The sequence below is a fragment of the Nitrosomonas oligotropha genome, from assembly GCF_009833085.1.
GTDB lineage: Bacteria > Pseudomonadota > Gammaproteobacteria > Burkholderiales > Nitrosomonadaceae > Nitrosomonas > Nitrosomonas oligotropha.
This window is the reverse complement of the sequence record NZ_QRBZ01000035.1, coordinates 60807-78076: the sequence shown is the minus strand read 5'-3', so window position 1 is coordinate 78076 and position 17270 is coordinate 60807. Positions and strand designations below refer to the sequence as shown.

Annotated in this window: 15 protein-coding genes; 7 read left to right on the top strand and 8 right to left on the bottom strand. The window is 40.5% G+C overall.

Annotation, left to right across the window (positions count from 1 at the left end):
- Positions 1-79: 79 nt before the first annotated feature.
- From ABD07_RS11675 to ABD07_RS11660, 4 genes are read right to left on the bottom strand one after another with little or no spacing between them, the layout of a single operon-like run.
- On the bottom strand, positions 80-871 hold the full coding sequence (locus ABD07_RS11675) for a phosphoadenosine phosphosulfate reductase family protein (protein ID WP_160818412.1): 792 nt from the start codon (positions 869-871) through the stop codon (positions 80-82).
- The gene (locus tag ABD07_RS11670) at positions 868-4365 is read right to left on the bottom strand and encodes a site-specific recombinase (protein WP_160818411.1); all 3498 of its coding nucleotides are present in this window, start codon (positions 4363-4365) and stop codon (positions 868-870) included. Before ABD07_RS11670 ends, ABD07_RS11675 begins: the two co-directional genes overlap by 4 nt.
- Complete coding sequence (locus ABD07_RS11665; protein ID WP_160818410.1) at positions 4362-5303, bottom strand: DUF4007 family protein; 942 nt, start codon at positions 5301-5303, stop codon at positions 4362-4364. The genes ABD07_RS11670 and ABD07_RS11665 overlap by 4 nt, the downstream gene beginning before the upstream one ends.
- Complete coding sequence (locus ABD07_RS11660; RefSeq protein WP_160818409.1) at positions 5300-5500, bottom strand: hypothetical protein; 201 nt, start codon at positions 5498-5500, stop codon at positions 5300-5302. The genes ABD07_RS11665 and ABD07_RS11660 overlap by 4 nt, the downstream gene beginning before the upstream one ends.
- 539 nt (positions 5501-6039) lie before the next feature.
- On the opposite strand from ABD07_RS11660, the gene ABD07_RS11655 reads away from it, so the two are divergent.
- From ABD07_RS11655 to ABD07_RS11630, 6 genes are all read left to right on the top strand, one after another.
- Positions 6040-6366: a hypothetical protein gene (locus ABD07_RS11655; protein WP_160818408.1), complete on the top strand. Its 327-nt coding sequence runs from the start codon at positions 6040-6042 to the stop codon at positions 6364-6366.
- A gap of 168 nt (positions 6367-6534) precedes the next feature.
- Positions 6535-7503, top strand: a complete 969-nt coding sequence (locus ABD07_RS11650) for a DUF932 domain-containing protein (protein ID WP_160818407.1) — start codon at positions 6535-6537, stop codon at positions 7501-7503.
- 152 nt (positions 7504-7655) lie between these two features.
- Entirely contained in the window at positions 7656-8663 is a 1008-nt protein-coding gene (locus ABD07_RS11645) for a YqaJ viral recombinase family nuclease (RefSeq protein ID WP_160818406.1), read from the top strand.
- A 37-nt stretch (positions 8664-8700) separates the two neighbouring features.
- Positions 8701-9624 (top strand): recombination directionality factor, encoded by a 924-nt coding sequence (locus tag ABD07_RS11640; protein ID WP_160818405.1) that lies wholly within the window; start codon positions 8701-8703, stop codon positions 9622-9624.
- Between the two features lie 906 nt (positions 9625-10530).
- A complete protein-coding gene (locus ABD07_RS15355) occupies positions 10531-10773 on the top strand; it encodes a helix-turn-helix transcriptional regulator (protein WP_160818404.1) in 243 nt (80 codons plus the stop codon).
- Between the two features lie 441 nt (positions 10774-11214).
- Positions 11215-12387 (top strand): YagK/YfjJ domain-containing protein, encoded by a 1173-nt coding sequence (locus ABD07_RS11630; RefSeq protein WP_160818403.1) that lies wholly within the window; start codon positions 11215-11217, stop codon positions 12385-12387.
- A gap of 429 nt (positions 12388-12816) precedes the next feature.
- Here the strand turns inward: ABD07_RS11630 and ABD07_RS11625 are convergent, their stop codons facing one another.
- Positions 12817-13074: a hypothetical protein gene (locus ABD07_RS11625; protein WP_160818402.1), complete on the bottom strand. Its 258-nt coding sequence runs from the start codon at positions 13072-13074 to the stop codon at positions 12817-12819.
- 689 nt (positions 13075-13763) lie between these two features.
- The gene (locus ABD07_RS11620) at positions 13764-14444 is read right to left on the bottom strand and encodes a DUF2971 domain-containing protein (protein WP_160818401.1); all 681 of its coding nucleotides are present in this window, start codon (positions 14442-14444) and stop codon (positions 13764-13766) included.
- Positions 14445-14503: 59 nt separating this feature from the next.
- Between ABD07_RS11620 and ABD07_RS11615 the strand changes: the two genes are divergently transcribed.
- Positions 14504-15331 (top strand): DUF6615 family protein, encoded by an 828-nt coding sequence (locus tag ABD07_RS11615; RefSeq protein WP_160818400.1) that lies wholly within the window; start codon positions 14504-14506, stop codon positions 15329-15331.
- A gap of 180 nt (positions 15332-15511) precedes the next feature.
- Here the strand turns inward: ABD07_RS11615 and ABD07_RS11610 are convergent, their stop codons facing one another.
- Both ABD07_RS11610 and ABD07_RS11605 read right to left on the bottom strand, forming a co-directional pair.
- Entirely contained in the window at positions 15512-16189 is a 678-nt protein-coding gene (locus ABD07_RS11610) for a class I SAM-dependent methyltransferase (protein ID WP_160818399.1), read from the bottom strand.
- Between the two features lie 9 nt (positions 16190-16198).
- Positions 16199-17077: an EamA family transporter gene (locus ABD07_RS11605; protein ID WP_160818398.1), complete on the bottom strand. Its 879-nt coding sequence runs from the start codon at positions 17075-17077 to the stop codon at positions 16199-16201.
- Positions 17078-17270 lie beyond the last annotated feature (193 nt).

Below are 17270 nucleotides of genomic sequence, written 5' to 3'. Positions count from 1 at the left end.
ACTAGCGAATTATGTTGTAAGAATATTCTTTGATATCAAAATTAAATTCTGTTTGAAAAATCAAAATTTGTTTGTAAGATTACAAAGAACAAATCAAACAAGATTCATCGGTTTCTTCTTCAGCAATTGATGCGAGCGTGACTTGCCAACTTTTAACCGGGAGGGATTGTGATTTTTGATTTACGTTCCGCTTAATTTCTTCAGACCGGGCTTCAAGTTCGTCCAAACTTTCTCCTTGTGACCAGGTGTAACGGGTATCTGTTTCGGCATCAAATTTTTCATAGTGCTTTGCGGCTTCAAATAAATCCGGGTGACGTTCTTTGAGACCAACCCATTCAGATTTACGCTGAAAAAAACAGAAATAGCATCCTGACCTGCTACGCCATTCATAGTAAGCAGGAATGCCAAGACCAGAATCATTCAAAATGCGCATGATATCAGCATATACAAGACCTGCTTCTTTAAAAGGAAATACTGCTTTGATATTAGGTTTAGTACTTACGTATCCTTCTCGATCTTCATCAGCACGTATTCCTACGTAGCTAACGACGATATCATCACCCGCAAACTCCTCAAAGGGTTTTATCTTGAGTTCACGAGTACACCAGCGCGTATTAGGGGATGGAAGAAAATTGTTATATTGATTTTTAAGAAGGTGATCAAAAGTCCGTGTAGCATTGATACGAGTAATAGGCTTGCCAAGGTAAGCTTCTAATTTATCCAAGTATTCATAGGTCTCGGGTAGTTCAGCACCTGTATCAGTAAAAAAGTATTCCATCTGTGGCACTTTATCTCGCATAAAAATTGCAAGCGCAGAGCTATCTTTACCTCCAGAAAGACCAAGGACGTGACGTATTTTTTTATCGATCAATTACTTGCCTCCGTCTCTATTTTAGATAGTAAATTACTATCCCTATTCTTTTGATTCTCTATATGTTCTTCAAAAAGCTGTGCTAGAAGTGCTAAACGCAGATCTTCTGAAGGCAAATCACTTAACTCGCGTTGAATTGAAGCAAATTTCGTGCTGACTGCTTTTTTCTTTGATTCATCAAGTGAAACAATGGCATCATGATCATTTCCACCTTGGCGTACCGTTCGTAGCATCACCACCTCAATTTGAGTGTTATGAGAAGATATTGCACTGTCTTCATAGTGAATACGCAAGCGCTCCAGATCGCGCAAACGTTTTGAAAATTCAACAAGACGGTATTCCGCTATATTTATATCTTCGTCTAACCATTTTTCGGGAGGTTTGCGAGCAACAAAAGTTGCCAGGCTATTTAGCCAATGTACGTCATCACCATAGGGATCAGCCAAACGACCCAAAAATGCTTTTAATCCATGTGTATCAATTGTATATGTTTGAAGAGGGCCATAGCGTCCGCGCAAGCGTTCACGCAATTCTGAGAATGCAATTTTCTCATTCTCATTAAAGCTATTTTTAAGCATCAACCGAAACTCGCTTAGCAAGCTATGATAGGCAATTCTCAGTTCTGAGAATATTGACTTTAATTCTTTGGAAAAATCCTCAAGCACTTCAATTGTTGTTTCTGCGCCAATTGGTTTGAATCCGCAGGCAATCGGCAATTCTTTAAACAACAATTGTGCTGGGGATTTGGCTGCAAAGAAATGCTCACGTACTTTCTGTGCTTTCTCAGAAATACGTTTAGTTCGCTTTGTATAATCCGGCAAATTGACCATAAACCTGGATAGTGGTTTAAGTACTGCCATCATATTAACCTCAGCAGGGTCATCAAGTGTAATAGCTTGAGCATATTTCTTGAAAAGCTGGTCTCTAAGATGATCAATTCTGAGACGCTGAATTGAGAATATCTCAGGCGACTTCAAGATTTTTTCCAATAATTCCTGAGTTAGGAATGGTGAGTAATAACCATCTTCGTAGATAACAATTTCTTCCCTATAAACCAAATAAGCTGCAAGAAATAACACTGGTAAGAGGCCTGATTTAATACCATAGGGTGGATTTAGTAGCTCTTGGTACAGTTGAGAGATCGCTAGAGGACTTTGTTCGGTACGACTTAAGAAGTTATCGATTGCTTCCCAAAGAGATTGAATACCCCTATCTGATGCTAATGCAGATTCAGGTACTGTAAATTGCCACCCTTGATTCGTCTTTGTATGAAGGCCAGTAATACGAAGAATAGAACGATAAATCGCTTTCTCTGGTGGAAATTTCTCAATTCCAAGATCTTCAACAGATTCCATATCAATCATAGCAAGTAGTAATTTCTTACGGCCAGCTATTGCACTTGAGGAAGGCTTTTCTCGATTAATCAGTTCATTATGTAAATGTGGCGTTTTATTGTAATTACTTTTCAACACTAACGTTAATAGCTCTTGGAATGCACGCTTATTATTTACTTTGTAGTGTCGGACACCCCAATGCCAAGTCGATTTACTTGGTTCTTCAAGAATTCTTGAAATAACCTTTCTCTCATTCTTGATTGCAACAGTCAATCTATCTTTAAGTTCACGTTGAGCAATCGGATCAGATGCTAATTCAGGACTACCATGCTGAATCTTTTGCAAAGCAATAAGCTCAATCAAAGATTCCTTCACTGTGGCACTTGAACATATAATTGCACCGATTGCTAATGAGTACCCCAGTGTACTCAAGTAATTTTCAAAGAGAGCCTCATCTTCCCCCGATTCTGAAAGACATAAATATATTGTAGGTTCGGTTGTTAAAACGATTTTATTCGTATTAAATCTATCAATAAATACTGGCTTGAAATATCGTAGCGTGCCTATTTCAATCCCATAGCGTCGAGCGACGACAGGTTGCAAAGGTTTTTTCTCATTAAGTGTATCTGCAAGATGAAGATTGGTCATTTGCGCTTTTTGCTCTTGTACCGAAGCTTCTAAATCAAAATCACTGCCTTGCCATACACGATACTCAGCATTAAATTTACGGTAAGTGATAATTGACTTTTTTTGTAACAATTCCAGTGCGTGATTGATAATGTTTTCATTACTATCACCACAAAGGGCGATAATTTCTTTTGAGGCTTTTAAACCACCTTGAGCACCAATAATGTTAAGTAATCCAATAGTTTTGAGTATTTGGATTTCCTGTATGGATGCATCCCCTAAACGTTCCAATGCCATCACGACTTCTGCCCAGCGACGGTGAGTTGCATGATCTGTGGTTAGTCCTGGCTGATTCAAAATGAAATACTGATAAATTTCCCAAGGCATTATCCACGGCAATCTATCATCAGTGATCTCAAGATGAGCTAATGTATCAAGAAAACCATATGGTTCTTGACTTCCTAAATAAGTAAATAAAGTACGTTCATTTTGTGCTACTTTTTGACATAGCGTGGGTAATAATAATAAAGTTAAAGGATGTAAGGGATAGCAGTTCTCAAATAATTTTTGAGCTGTTGCAATACTCATTCCAGCAGGCAACGCATTGACCAAGAAGAGTGATTTCGCTATGTGTTCACATTGAGTAGATTTTCGTACAACAATATCGTTATCGAAATTGGGAATCAGCGATACCGAAAGAATTTGTAGAGTTTGTTCTACGGATTCAAGAAATGGTACATTTTCAAAACGACCTTGTACTTTCTTCCACTCATTCTTAAGCTTCTCTCCAAAGCCCTGAAAATATTGCTCCAAAGCTTGGTGTAATAAAACCACAAAATGCAATGGGATTAAATTGGGCTTAAAAGCAGATTCCGCAATTGCCTGTAATAAAAACACATCATTTGCATTGCGATTTCTCGCTTCGAATTCAAGAAATTTTCCTAACTCATCAATTATGATAAGAATGCCAACACCTTTCGCTCGATAAACGGCTTTCTGAAGCTCTAAAATTAGTTCAATAACTACTGAAGAGGTAACGAAATCAGACTTTGAAACAGCCTCAAGCTGCTTAAAAACTTCCGGTAAAGGCTCACGCTTTTTACCAAAAAAAACCTGGGCACTAGTAAGCATAGCTTTCGTGAGCCTTTTGCTAAGAGCTTCTGAACTACCAGTTAAATTGATGCAGCAATAACCATCAGTTCCGGTAAGTTTGTTTTTAATCTTGTTGGCTAGGCTCTCATCTGCACTCTTTAATACATTCATTGCATGTTGCCATGTTACAGATTCTGGGTTACCTAATAATTGGCTAAGAAATAAGCCAAATGCCGATTTCCCTGATCCATAAGGCCCTACTAATGCCCATGCACGGGGCGCTTCTTTAGTATTAATTGTGTCGACAACACGATTCAACGTTTGAATCGCACGATGCGTTGGGATATAAGCACATGCACTTGAATCTTCTTCAGAATCTCGTTCCAGATTGATCGATCTGGTGTAATGCGTGTTAACTCTCAAATGGTTTATCAGCCTCATGCTTTTATCTCCACCAATTGTGATTCGTTAGATTCTTCGTAATATTTATCTAAGACATCCAATGGTTCTATTTGCTTAAGCTTATATAATTGATGAATACCGGCAGTTTCTCGAATTTCAAACACACCTGGTAACCAAGCTATCATTTCTTCCAGCCTATCGAGCAATCCTTCTTCATTTAATCTATAGACGGCTCCTGGAGCTGCATAAAAACCATCACTATTCATCAACTGTTCGATAGGCAGGTTAGGTAGCTGAAAAAGTTTAAAAACTTCCAATATCGCATAACTGAATGATACAACAGGAATATTCCAGCGATTCTCACGTTTAGATTCATGATATTTTGAATTACCAATTTCATTAATCAATCCGAGAATAGCTAGCGGAGAGTCGAGTCCTTCTTCAATTGGTGTTTTCTTAAAATCTATTGTTGGTTCGAATGTTCGTAGCATTAATGTGATATCACTTTTCAAAGTATTACTAGCAACTCGGCTACTTATATTCTCATGTACAAATACTTGCAAAGCTTCAAATAATTCTTTTTGTGTAAACTCAGGTTTGTGGAATAAATTAAAAAACCAGAAGAATGATGTCGCGTTCTCGGCGTTTGATGCAATTAACCAATGAAGAAGCCAAATGGTCGCATCGTCTTCAAGGTAGGGATCATATCCATCTTCAATATCAAATAACCGTTTTCCAAGCTCAGTCGATATCAATGTATGCTTATTAGCTTTTAAAATTTGACATGCGATAAGCCAATAGCGGATTGCATGCACCATGTTTTTGCCAACACCGAGAACAACCGTTGCATCATCTTTTTCAAAGATTGAGGAATCTTCGCACCATGCTTTGAAGCCTTTTGTTAACCATCCAAAGCGAAGCGTGAAAGTCTCATGGCGACCAAAAGATACAGCAGAAGAACTATCAAAAGGTTTCATTTAAGAATTTCCTTCATTTGATGTTCATTTTCATCAAAAGGCAAAGATCCTTGTTTAGCATCAATCAAGTAATTTTCTGCTGCTAAAACGAACCACTCTTTAAGTGTAAGGCCATTCTTGATTAATACTGCATGTAGAGCCATTTTTAATTCAGGATCAATTTCTATCACAACCCGACCACTTTTTCCGATGCTCATCCTAGCCTCAAAGTAATGTAACTTATGTAACATTACAAATTGTGACCTAATTTTATAATTCAGTAAAGGTAAGGTAGAACAACAGAAAAGCAGATTACATTTAAGTTTAATCTCTGTGGGCTCAATACCCCACCTCTAGGGAGTGAAATCTTGTTGAAAACTAGCAGATCTAAGAGCGCAGTTATTCCCCCGCTGCCTGGGGCGGGGTGCTTTATTCGTTTTGCACTTGCGAATCCAGAATTAAAATAATGACTGCCTCACCAAAATGATCAAGCAAATTCCCCTCCTAAAACCTTTCAGTCACATATACTTTCTCTGAAGCCACGGCAAACACCCTTTAAAATGGTTTTGCCACAATCACCAGCTTCAATTCACCAAATTTCATTGATTCATCAGTTTCTTACCCGTGTTTTCTCCTGATTTTCCTGTTTCTCTTCCTGTTTCTCTTCCTGTTTCTCCCCAATAAAACCCTTTTTTATCATTTCTCATCCATCGAGCATTATCAATGCTCTCTTTCTTGATATTTTTAAGGAGTTTCTATGGCTATTCATTGCCCCAAATGCAGTTCAACCCTGATTACAGCCCGCAATATGGGCAAAAAAGTCTGTTGCGGCATCGGTATCGTCGCTGGCGGCGCTCAAGGTGTTTCGAATGCACTTAAAGGTGCAAAAATCGGCGGCGAAATCGGCGCTTTTTTCGGTCCATCCGGTACTCTCATGGGCCGGTTTGCCGGTGCGTTGGTCGGCGCCATGATCGGCGGTGTTTCCGGAGGTATGGCAGGTGCACAAGTCGGGGAAATAATTGACGAGCGCGTTCTCGATAACTACGAATGCCTGCAATGCGAGCATGTTTTCAGGATCGATTGAGTCGCATTCATCCGGCACACCCCGGTTTTAGTCACTTTTTTGCTTTTCCGCTTTTCTATTTTTCTCTTTTACTCCCTTTTCATCCACGCAGGTACCGGTCTATCGTTTTTTAGTAGCGATAGCCTCGTTACGTGCATTTTTATACTTACCCATAAGGAAAAACACACGATGTCACATCTCGTTCAAAATATGGCTTATTCCGGTGAAACACCCTGGCACCAATTGGGCAATCATTTACCTGCCAAACAACCGATTGAAGTCTGGGCAGAGAAAGCCGGGATGGATTGGAGTATTTGCGAAGCGCCAGTGCGTTATTTGACCGAACAAATCGGATCATTGGGTTCATTGCGGTCGTTTGACGAACAAAAGGTGCTGTACCGCAGCGACACCAAAGCACCATTATCGGTAGTCAGCGAACGCTATCAAGTCGTCCAGCCCAGGGCAATCCTGGAGTTTTATCGCGATCTCACCGAAGTATCCGGCTTTGAGCTCGAAACTGCCGGGGTTCTCAAGGAAGGTAAGAAATTTTGGGCTTTGGCTAGAACTGGCAAGGAAACCAAACTCAAAGGTGACGATGCCGTTAATGGTTACATTCTGCTGGCCACCTCCTGCGACGGCACATTGGCGACCACCGCAACGCCGACCACCATTCGCGTAGTGTGCAACAACACACTATCCATTGCGCTCAATGGCGCCAGCAGCGCCATCAAAGTGCCGCACAGCACCAGCTTCGATGCGCAAGCCGTCAAAAAGCAACTCGGTATCGCCGTGTCGCAGTGGGACAGCTTCATGTATCGCATGAAAACCCTATCGGAGCGCAAAGTCAAAAGCCACGAGTCGCTGAATTACTTCCTCAAAGTCCTATGCCAAACCGATGATCACGACAATCAACCCTCCGGCCTCAAGAATGAACGGGCGTTGAAAACCGTGCAATCGCTGTATGACGGTCACGGCAGAGGCGCGCAACTGGCATCCGCTAACGGAACTGCTTGGGGGTTGCTCTGCGCAGTCACCGAGTTTGTCGATCACGAAAAAAGAGCCAGAAGTCAGGGACACAGACTCGATAGCGCATGGTTCGGCCAAGGTGCCAATCTCAAACAACGCGCTCTCGATTACGCGCTGCAACTGGTGGAGTAAACCGCTATCGGTTCATTTATCCCGTAATACGAACCCTATAGAATTCATTCATCCCACCAAATCTTCAACTCATCCACCCCAGTCAATAGTGCATTGGCTGGGGTTTTTTCATTTTTGAAGCAAGAACATTAACACGCCAATCAGGAAAAACCATGAGCAACTCTGTCAAACCCGAAAGAAAGATAAAAATCCAACCGGCATTGAAACTCATCAAAACCCGCGATCTCAACCGGGATCAGTGGTTAAACGTGCGCAAGAACGGTATCGGCAGTTCCGATGCGGCTGCGGCTGTCGGTCTCAATCCTTACAAATCGCAATTGGAATTGTGGCTGGAAAAGACCGGTCGCGATGGCAATTTGCCAAAAACCGACCCCAACGACGAATCCAGTCCGATGTACTGGGGGATTTTATTGGAACCCTTCGTTGCAGCCCATTACACCAAGCGTACCGGCAACAAGGTCAGGCGCATCAATGCAGTATTGCAACACCCCATTGAGCCTTGGATGCTGGCCAATATAGACCGGGAGGTGACCGGTGCGCCGGATGTGCAAATACTGGAATGCAAAACCACCGGCATCAACGGCGTAAAACTATGGAAAGAAGGCGTGCCGGAATATGTCCAACTCCAGGTCATGCACCAACTGGCAGTTACCGGTAAACAGGCGGCGGATGTGGCCGTGCTGATTTGCGGCCAGGAACTGCAAGTACACCATATTGACCGGGACGAGACGATGATCGAGCAATTGATCGAGTTGGAGCGGCAATTCTGGCGTTTCGTGGAACTGGATCAAGCACCATCTGCCGATGGTTCGGAATCTGCGGAGTTGGCTTTGCGATGCCTGTATCCGCATGATAACGGCAAAACCCTCGATTTAAGCCGTGATCCGGAAATGTCACAAACATTCTCCGATTTACTGGCAGTCAGACAAGTATTAGCCAGCCAAAGCCAGTTCGAATCCCAATTGAAGCAAAAAATCCAGCAACGCTTGGGTGAATCAACAAAAGCGTTGTTTGAAACCGGCGAAGTCACCTGGAAACGCAGCAAAGACAAAACGGAACTGGATACTGACCGGTTGCTGAAAGATCGACCTGATTTGCTGCAACGCTATTGTCTTACCAAACCCGGTTCACGGCGTTTTCTGATTCATGAATCAACCTAAATTCCCCTAAACCTAATTGCTATCTAAAGGAACCATCATGCTCAAAGGACTTGCATTAACACCTCCGGTGATTGGCCGGATAACTATCGGTAAAGTCGTGGAGAAAAACGGTAAGCGATTGCCTGAGAAAGACGATGAATTCACGATTACCAGCCAAATACAAAACAAGGACGGCTGGATCAACCATCCTCTGAACGAAACTCTGCGTAAAGAACACGGCAGCAAATTGCGCAATATTCCGGTATGGCTGCTGTTTAACGATCCGGATCTCAATTTACGCGCCAATTACACGATGTTCGACCGGCAAACCGGCAGACCTGTCTGTGTTGGCAATGGTGAAACATGCCGACGGGCAACTAAAACCGGTATCCAATCATTTCCTTGTCCAGCGCCGGAATCGTGCGAGCTGGCTAAAGGCGGCAACTGCAAGCCCTATGGCCGGTTGAATGTTCGTATCGACGATGAGGATGAATTGGGCAGCTTTGTGTTTCGCACCACTGGATTTAACAGTATCCGCACGCTAACGACTAGATTGCGTTACTTTGCTGCGGCATCGGGAGAATTACTTTCGACATTGCCACTGGAACTTCGCCTGCGCGGCAAATCGACCACTCAATCGCATCGAGCACCGATTTATTACGTTGATCTGACGGTCAGGACAGGTATGACAATGACGGAATCCATCGCCAAGGCCAAAACACTTGCCGATGAACGGAAAGCAGCGGGATTTGATCAAGTTGCTTTGGATGAAGCGGCTAAATTGGGTTTTGAGAATGGAGCGTTCGAGGATTCTGAGGAAGAAGGCGTTGCTGTGGTTGAGGAGTTTTATCTTGACGATACTGGTGCTATACCACTTCGTAATCCAGACAATCAAGAAATGAAATCTGATTTAATGGCAAAATTGAATCAGAAAGCAAAACGTATTAATAATATTAAAAAATGCGAAGAACAAGAGATGTAACTCATCAAGCAATATCGTAATTAATTCTAGCCAATGATGGATTCATATCCAAAATTGGCTAGTGGCATAACAGCCATATACAGCGTTACTCATTTCTATCCTATCGGATATTCGTATGAACTAAATACTATTCCTTTATCTATTTTTTTGAGCTTAATTTTGTGTATCCAATTTATTACTACCCAATAGGAGTGCGTGATAATCGTTGTAAAAACTTAATTTGAAAACTGTACCAAGTTAATTCACTTGATGTACAGAATTGAACGATATTCAATACCAATCATATAATTAGAGTTTAATAATTTTAAACCCAAGAATAATACGGCGGGATAATAATAACTTTCTAAGACTGAAATCAATTGTGGTTTGTCTAGCTAATTTAGTGTCCAAATAACAGTTAAATTTTATTTTGGCATAGCAAAAGCTCAAATATTGAGATCAATCTTAGTGCTATATTTTGTTAATTTGCGGTTGAAAATTTTTAAAGATTTTGATATTGTATAAATAGGCAAGTAGGAGTCCTTTTCTCATTTGTTTATTCAATGAAATAAAGTTAATACCTTGTTGCTTGTGGCGAGACGCTTTTTTTAATCAACAGGAGACAGTATATCGAGAAACGTTTTTCTAAGAATTACCCCACCATTTTAGGCCGTAATTTTGGCCTATCTATATAAATGCTGCTGCATCGGTAAAGATGCATAAAAGCACGCATACATACAAGCTAGTGCACCGACAAGTCACTAAGCGATACATAGAAGCATCAAAGAAAATATATTTGATGCGGAGCGATTGAGATTCAGGTTCGCTCTTTTAGATAAAAGTGGAATTTCTCCACAAATAATTTTTAGATTTGTAGTTTGTTTTTTTAAAAAGAATTTATTTATTAATTTTAACTATTGGAGGATCATGATTCTCAACAGCGAAGATATTCAATATCCAGAAATAATTCTTATAAGAATCAAGACAGTAATATTAATGACGGGACTCTCTAGGAGCGCTATTTATTCACGATTGCAGCCTAGCTCTCCTTACTATGATCCTGATTTTCCTCGGCAGGTTAAACTCGCGAATGGGCGTAAAGGCGCATCGGCGTGGTCACTAAAGGAGATTGAGGACTGGATTCGCACTCGTCTAAATAATCGTAAATAATATTTTAAAGCCACCAGGATAAATTTCTGGTGGCGTAAATAAGTACATGAGCAACTTCTAAGATCAGCTTAAGAACTTAGACGTTAGATTTTACAATTACTGGTAAGCATGGGATTTTTAATGGGAGTCCTTTCAGGTTATTTATGTTATTAAATGTATTGAATATTATCTCATTTAATCAACTATATATTAATAGTGTTAATAAGTAATCTGATTTTTGGATATATGAGCTATCTCCATCATTAGATTTATACTTTTTTGATGTTAGCTTGAATGAAAGGAAAATGTGCAATGCGTATATCCCTCCTGTATTTCCACAGAAATCCCAAGTTTTATTTAAAACCTTAAAATTGAGAGGTAAATAAAATTATAAATAAGCAAAAGATTTTCAGAGAAGAAAGCACAGAAGAAAGAATATATCGAGAAGCTATCTACAATCTGGTGTCAGATCATAGTAATCCCGGGAAAACAAACCTACCGGATCATGAAAATATACCTGGCAACGCGATTGAGTATGCAATTTGTATAAAGGAATTGGATAAATTTTTAAAGCAATTTATAAAACACAATTATCGCGATATGGTCTTAAAACCCAGGTTTGATAAATATAAACGCATCATAAAATCTCAATATTCATGGCGCAGTTCTTATCTATCGAGTCTACCAAAATTTATTTTTTATGCTCGTAACCTTCCTGCTGAATGTATCTATAGTGAAAGGATCGAAACTTTTTTATCTGTTTGCGATGATTATTCATTCCCGGAATATGATCAGAATATAACTGAATTCTGTCACGATCCCGACAAATACTTTCTTTTTTCTAATTGTAAAATTTCCCATAATGAAATGAGGGTAATTATTAATGGGTTCTTCAGGGATTTATATGAAAAACTCCGCGATCCAAAAACAAAAAGAAAAATTCTTGATAGAGAAAGGGCTGTAGGGAAAAATTATAAGGAATGTGTCCGTCAAATCGATAAACTTTTCGCAAGATTTGCACGATTAGTGGTTTTGAGAATCGATTTCGGTTATCAAAAAGGTCAGAATGTAAATATCGAGGATCTTGCAAAAGACATCGACCATCTTCACAAGAACAAACGGCATAATAAACTGTTTGATCATCTGGTGGGCTACATTAATAAAATCGAATATGGACTAGAAAAAGGAATGCATGCGCATGCACTTCTATTTTATGATGGTTCGAAGCGAAGGCCTGGTAGCGATGTTTATTTTGCAAAAGAAATCGGTGAATATTGGGTAAATCAAATAACGAATGGTCGGGGTGTTTATTGGAACCGGAATGCAGAAAAAGCAAAATTCGAGAGGAATAATTGTTTGGGAATCGGTGATATTCATGTTTCAGATGATGTGAAAATTCAAAATTTGTACGGGATTGCAGAATATTTCTGCAAATCTGAACAATACCTTAAACCGAGAACTCGCACGAAGATGAAATTATTGCGTAAAAGTTTTTCGAAAGAAACCGGGAAAAAACGAGGAGCACCTAGAGCACCTGAACCACCTAGAACACCTGAACCACCTAGAACAACCCAGGACAGCACTACAGAAGAAGATAAGTTACTCATTTGTGCGAGTGATAAGAAAGCAGCATGAGATGACTTTACCTTACAATATGATTATTAAATAAAATCATTACATCGGGTAGGTATAAAACCTACCCGATTGTATTGGATTTTTTTAAAAATCAGTTTATGTAGTTGACTATAATACTTTGGAGTATTAGCTTAGACTCTAGCGAAGAGTAATCAGATCGATTGACTGTTTGAAATTGGGATTGAAATCACGCAAAATTTAAAAGTGAATCCAATCAATTATTGTAAATCCCAGCAACCCAATGCTAGTTTATAGCACTTTGTAGGGATCGGATTTCGGGACTAATTAACTGCCATATTTGGCACTTTATCAGCGACTCAATTAACAAGTTATTCAAGCCTAAATATTAGGTTGCTTAATTTTGCCGAATAATTTCATTGTTGTCAGCGAATATAAGAAGAATTGCTATTTGAAACAATGCGTTCTAGTCTATTTTTCGCTTAAATCTAAGAGATCTTCGTCGTCGTATTCAGTCTCACTGTCGCTACCGCAGGGACTGCAGGAAAGAAGAGGATCAATGCGTTCATCTTTAATAAGACCATAAATAACATCGTCATCTAGATCTTCAGCTTTCTCCACATTTTCTTCTTTTAACACTTTATCTGGAATATGGACTTCTACCAAGTTTTCATCTTTCTCACCATGACATTCCTGGCAAGGGATCCATATTGTGTTGCGATCTGACATTTAGCACCTCTTCTACTTAGAATAAATAGAGTTATTATGTAATAAAGTGTCTTACCGCAAGTAGTTCGGGTAATTTTGTATGGTAATTGTTAATGAACGGTGTAAGGAATACGCTGGATAGCGTGTAGAAGGTGTGCCAGTTAGGTTAATAATGAAGAGAAAACTGCTATGAATTTCACTTTTTCTCGTTTATTTTTTGATATCTGTATCTGGTAAGTCGCGATATACTCATTCAAACTTTTAAATTTATCTGATCTCTCCCTGTTATAGTCTGCTTACCGTATCTGACTTGTAGCTTTGTGAGGTAATTCTCCAATCCTTCTAGAATCTGGCAGGATGTGGGCGACCCTCCATTACAGTAGTTCGTCAATCACCGATTATTAGAAGTACGGGTTGATTTGATGGATTCGAATCCGTGTTTGGCATTTTTTCAGCACTTCCTATTTTTAGTTGAGTAATTTTACGGGAAAGACCAAAGGCAAGACATGATTTCTTCAAATATTAATTTATATTTATAAATCAAAACATTAATTACTTATATTGTCAGACATCCTCTCCGCCATTTATACTCCCAGCATTCCTCGCAACACCAAAAAACCTTTTATATAAAAAATCTTAGATAAGATAAGGGTATATTTTGAATATGCTGTCTACTCGCTTTGTCTCAGCTATCAATTTTTGTTAAACGTTTATTGATTTTCTCGATTTATTAAAACTGAATCTATCTCATAATGTATTTGTGATAGTTTGTTTTGAAAAACATCTGTATTAAGTCTATGCCTTCTTATTGCAGAAAATATATTCTGTTTCAAGGAGCTCTGCGCATTTGCACCTATGTATATACATTTTATTGATTCCCTTGGAACATTGAATAAGTAAATTGGATATTCTCGATTATCTTTTATTTCATCTGCGTATTCAAAATGTTTGAATATTCTGATTTCCTCTTCATATGCCCAATCTATAGATTTTTCCAGTAAAAATTTCTTTTGAATATCTTTCAGTTCCTGTTTCATGCCATTGCGCATTGAAGAATATGTAATTTTATTTGGGCTCATAATTTCATTTTCTTCATTTATCAACTGGAAAAAATCATGTGATTCATCAAAACCTAAAACATAACCTCTATGATTACTTGCATAATGTGACCACATAAGTAAATTCTTATAATTTCTGGATAGTGAGAGAACACCAACTTTCTGATTTACTTCAGCCATAAATTCTTCGGAAGTTTCTGAAATAGTAAGTTCATTCGTGTGAAAGACTGGATATGCTTCAAATGGATCATTAAGCACTGCTGGTTGAGAAAACCTGATCTTCAGATTTTCTAATACATCACATCTATCTTCGCTTAAGTATTTGTAAAGCATTAGTTATTATTGTAGAGAGTAGAACTAATTAATACTATCTCAATGATCCTGGATATTTTATGAAAAATTGCAATTTCTGCTCTGCTACCAAAGCTATTTCGTTAGATGTTAAAAACTTCATGGAAAACGTTCCTGATGTGAAGGAAGAATCTATCACCGATTACCTGGTTTGGAGATGGAGAGAGTTGGATAAGAGATTCAAGTATATCAATATCTCACTATTCACACGCCAACAGGAAGCGACTACCGGGGCAGATTTTGAACTTGAGCTTTGGCTTATCGAAGAAAATTTTCATCTTCCGTTGATCTTTCAAGCAAAGAAATTCATTAAGCAGCATGACTCTTACTTTGCTAAGCTGAATTATCCAGATAAAACGCAAAGGCAACTCGAGAAACTACTTAGCCATGCGCAGACTAATAGAAAAGTACCCTTCTACGTCTTTTACAGTATACCAGATACCGAAACTCGCAGAATAAGTTGCCGCAGCACCATATGCTGCGGCAACCTATCCAACACTGCAGTTTTCATAGCTAATGCTAATAAGGTAAAAGAGTTTGCTGATGGCAAATATGGGAAGCAAGTATCAAAGAACAAACTTCTCGAAATAAGCAAACCATTTCATTGCATGTTTTGCTGTTCACCGATTCAATCAATTACGAAATTTTCACATTATCTTCCTTTGCTATTCAGTGGAGTAAAACCACATAAAAACGAGCAGAAAGGGCAGCAGCAATTGCCTGAATACGTCAGAATGCTTCTTGATCACAATATATCCGAAATTAATAAGGAAGAAATATTGAATGTTATTGATCGAAACAAGCTACGCGTTTTTCGTGTTATTGGTGTCTATGACATGCGACCTGCATCGAAAATTGGCACAGCATGAATTCTGATATTCATATTCAATATCAGAAAAAAAAAGGGTATTTTTCAAAAAATGGGTAAATTTGCGGGTAAGATTCAAAACATCCTCTCCGCGATCCGATGGCTGGCATCACCTTTGAAATTAACCGTTCCAGGTCTCTCTCATCACATCCTATACAGCTTCCAAACCATTCAAATCGATTTACATATCTTTCTTACTAGCTGCATCGTTACTTGCGGGTTTTCTGGTGAAGTATAAAGAGATAGGGCCCGCCACGGTTCGATAGCACGCGGTTTCCTGTACTGTCTGGAATCCCGCATCCGCCATAAAAACCGGCAGCAGGCCAAGCATATGATCGTGAATTTCTTCAAACCAGCGCACGAACCAAGAGATCACCCACATGCCGGTATCATGCGGCGCGCCGAAATCCGCCACGTGCAGTTCGCCGCCGGGCTTGAGCACGCGAAACGCTTCCCGGAGCACTTGCTGCTTATCTTCTCTCGTCAGATGATGCAGCATTAAACTGGTGAATACACGATCAAAACTTTCATCCGGATAAGGCAGACAGGTTGCCGAACCTTGTTGCAGGGTGATGTTTTGCTCCGCTTTCTCAATCTTTTCGCGCGCGATGTTCAAAGCTTGTAAATCCCTATCCAAGCCATAAACTGTCGCACCTGGTTCGGTTTGTTTGATCAGCAACGTCAACGTTCCGGTACCGCACCCCATGTCCAAAACTATCTGCCCGGACTGCACTTTGGCTTGCGCAATCAATGCCGCTTTGATTCCCGATTCGGGAAACAGCCGTCGCATCATGGGATCGTAGTAGCGTGTCAGCCAGTGGAAATGAAACGCCGGGATAAAATCGGACCGTTTGTTCATGAAATCAGATTAACTCCGGTAATTGCGTGCAGCGATGCGGGTTGCCAGTAAATTTATACAAAGACCCGCAATAATTAAAGCGGCAGCGCTGATTTTCCACGGATGGATGGGTTCGTCCATCACCCATGCGGAACTGGCGAACCCAAATACCGGCACAAGCAGCGAAAATGGCGCCACTGTCGCCGCCGGATAATGACTCATTAACCAGTTCCACGCCGCAAAGCCCAGCAGGGTAACCGGGTAGGCATTGTAGCCAATGGCGGCGGCAGAGCGCCACGTGAGCCCGGATAAGCTTTCGAGATCCCAGAAGTTTTGTTCAACGATGAATGACACCAGCAAAAGCGGCGGCCATGCAACGAAACTTCCCCATACGACCAGCGCCAGCATATCGATCTTACCGAGCTGTTTGGAAATCAGATTGCCAGCACCCCACGAAGCCGCTGCTGCAATGATCAGCCCCATACCCAGCGCCGCAATGTCGCCGCCCAGATTGGCGGCGACCAGCCCGATACCGGAAAATGCAATAATCGCCCCGGCAATCTGCCAAGCAGATGGCTTTTCATGCAAAAACATGACCGCCAGCAAGATGGTGAAAAACACCTGAATTTGCAGCAACAACGAAGCGAGGCCCGCTGTTGCTCCCGCAGCCATGCCCAAAAATAGCAAAGTGAATTGCAATGCGAACATGACCAACCCGAAAGCCGCCACTTGCCGGAAAGCAATGTTAGGCCGCCGGATGAAAAAGACCGCCGGAAACGCCGCAAAAAAGAACCGCAACGCGCACAGCAGAATCGGCGGCAGCTCATCAAGCCCTGCCTTGATCATGACGAAATTGAACCCCCAAATCACCGCCACCGCGATAGCCAGTGCAATATGCTGCAGGTGCATTATTTTTTGTGCTTAGTGTAAGTTAAATTCCCGGAATCATAAGTCATCATGGTATCCGGTGTATCTGGAAAAGCACCTGAAATCTACAGTGCCAGGATTGTTGAGGCGCTGGGGTGCAAGTTGGTAGTGTCTTGAGGTTGCGGTTCGAGATTTTTTAGAAGCGTTAGGCCAATGGTAAGGTTTGATTCTCAAG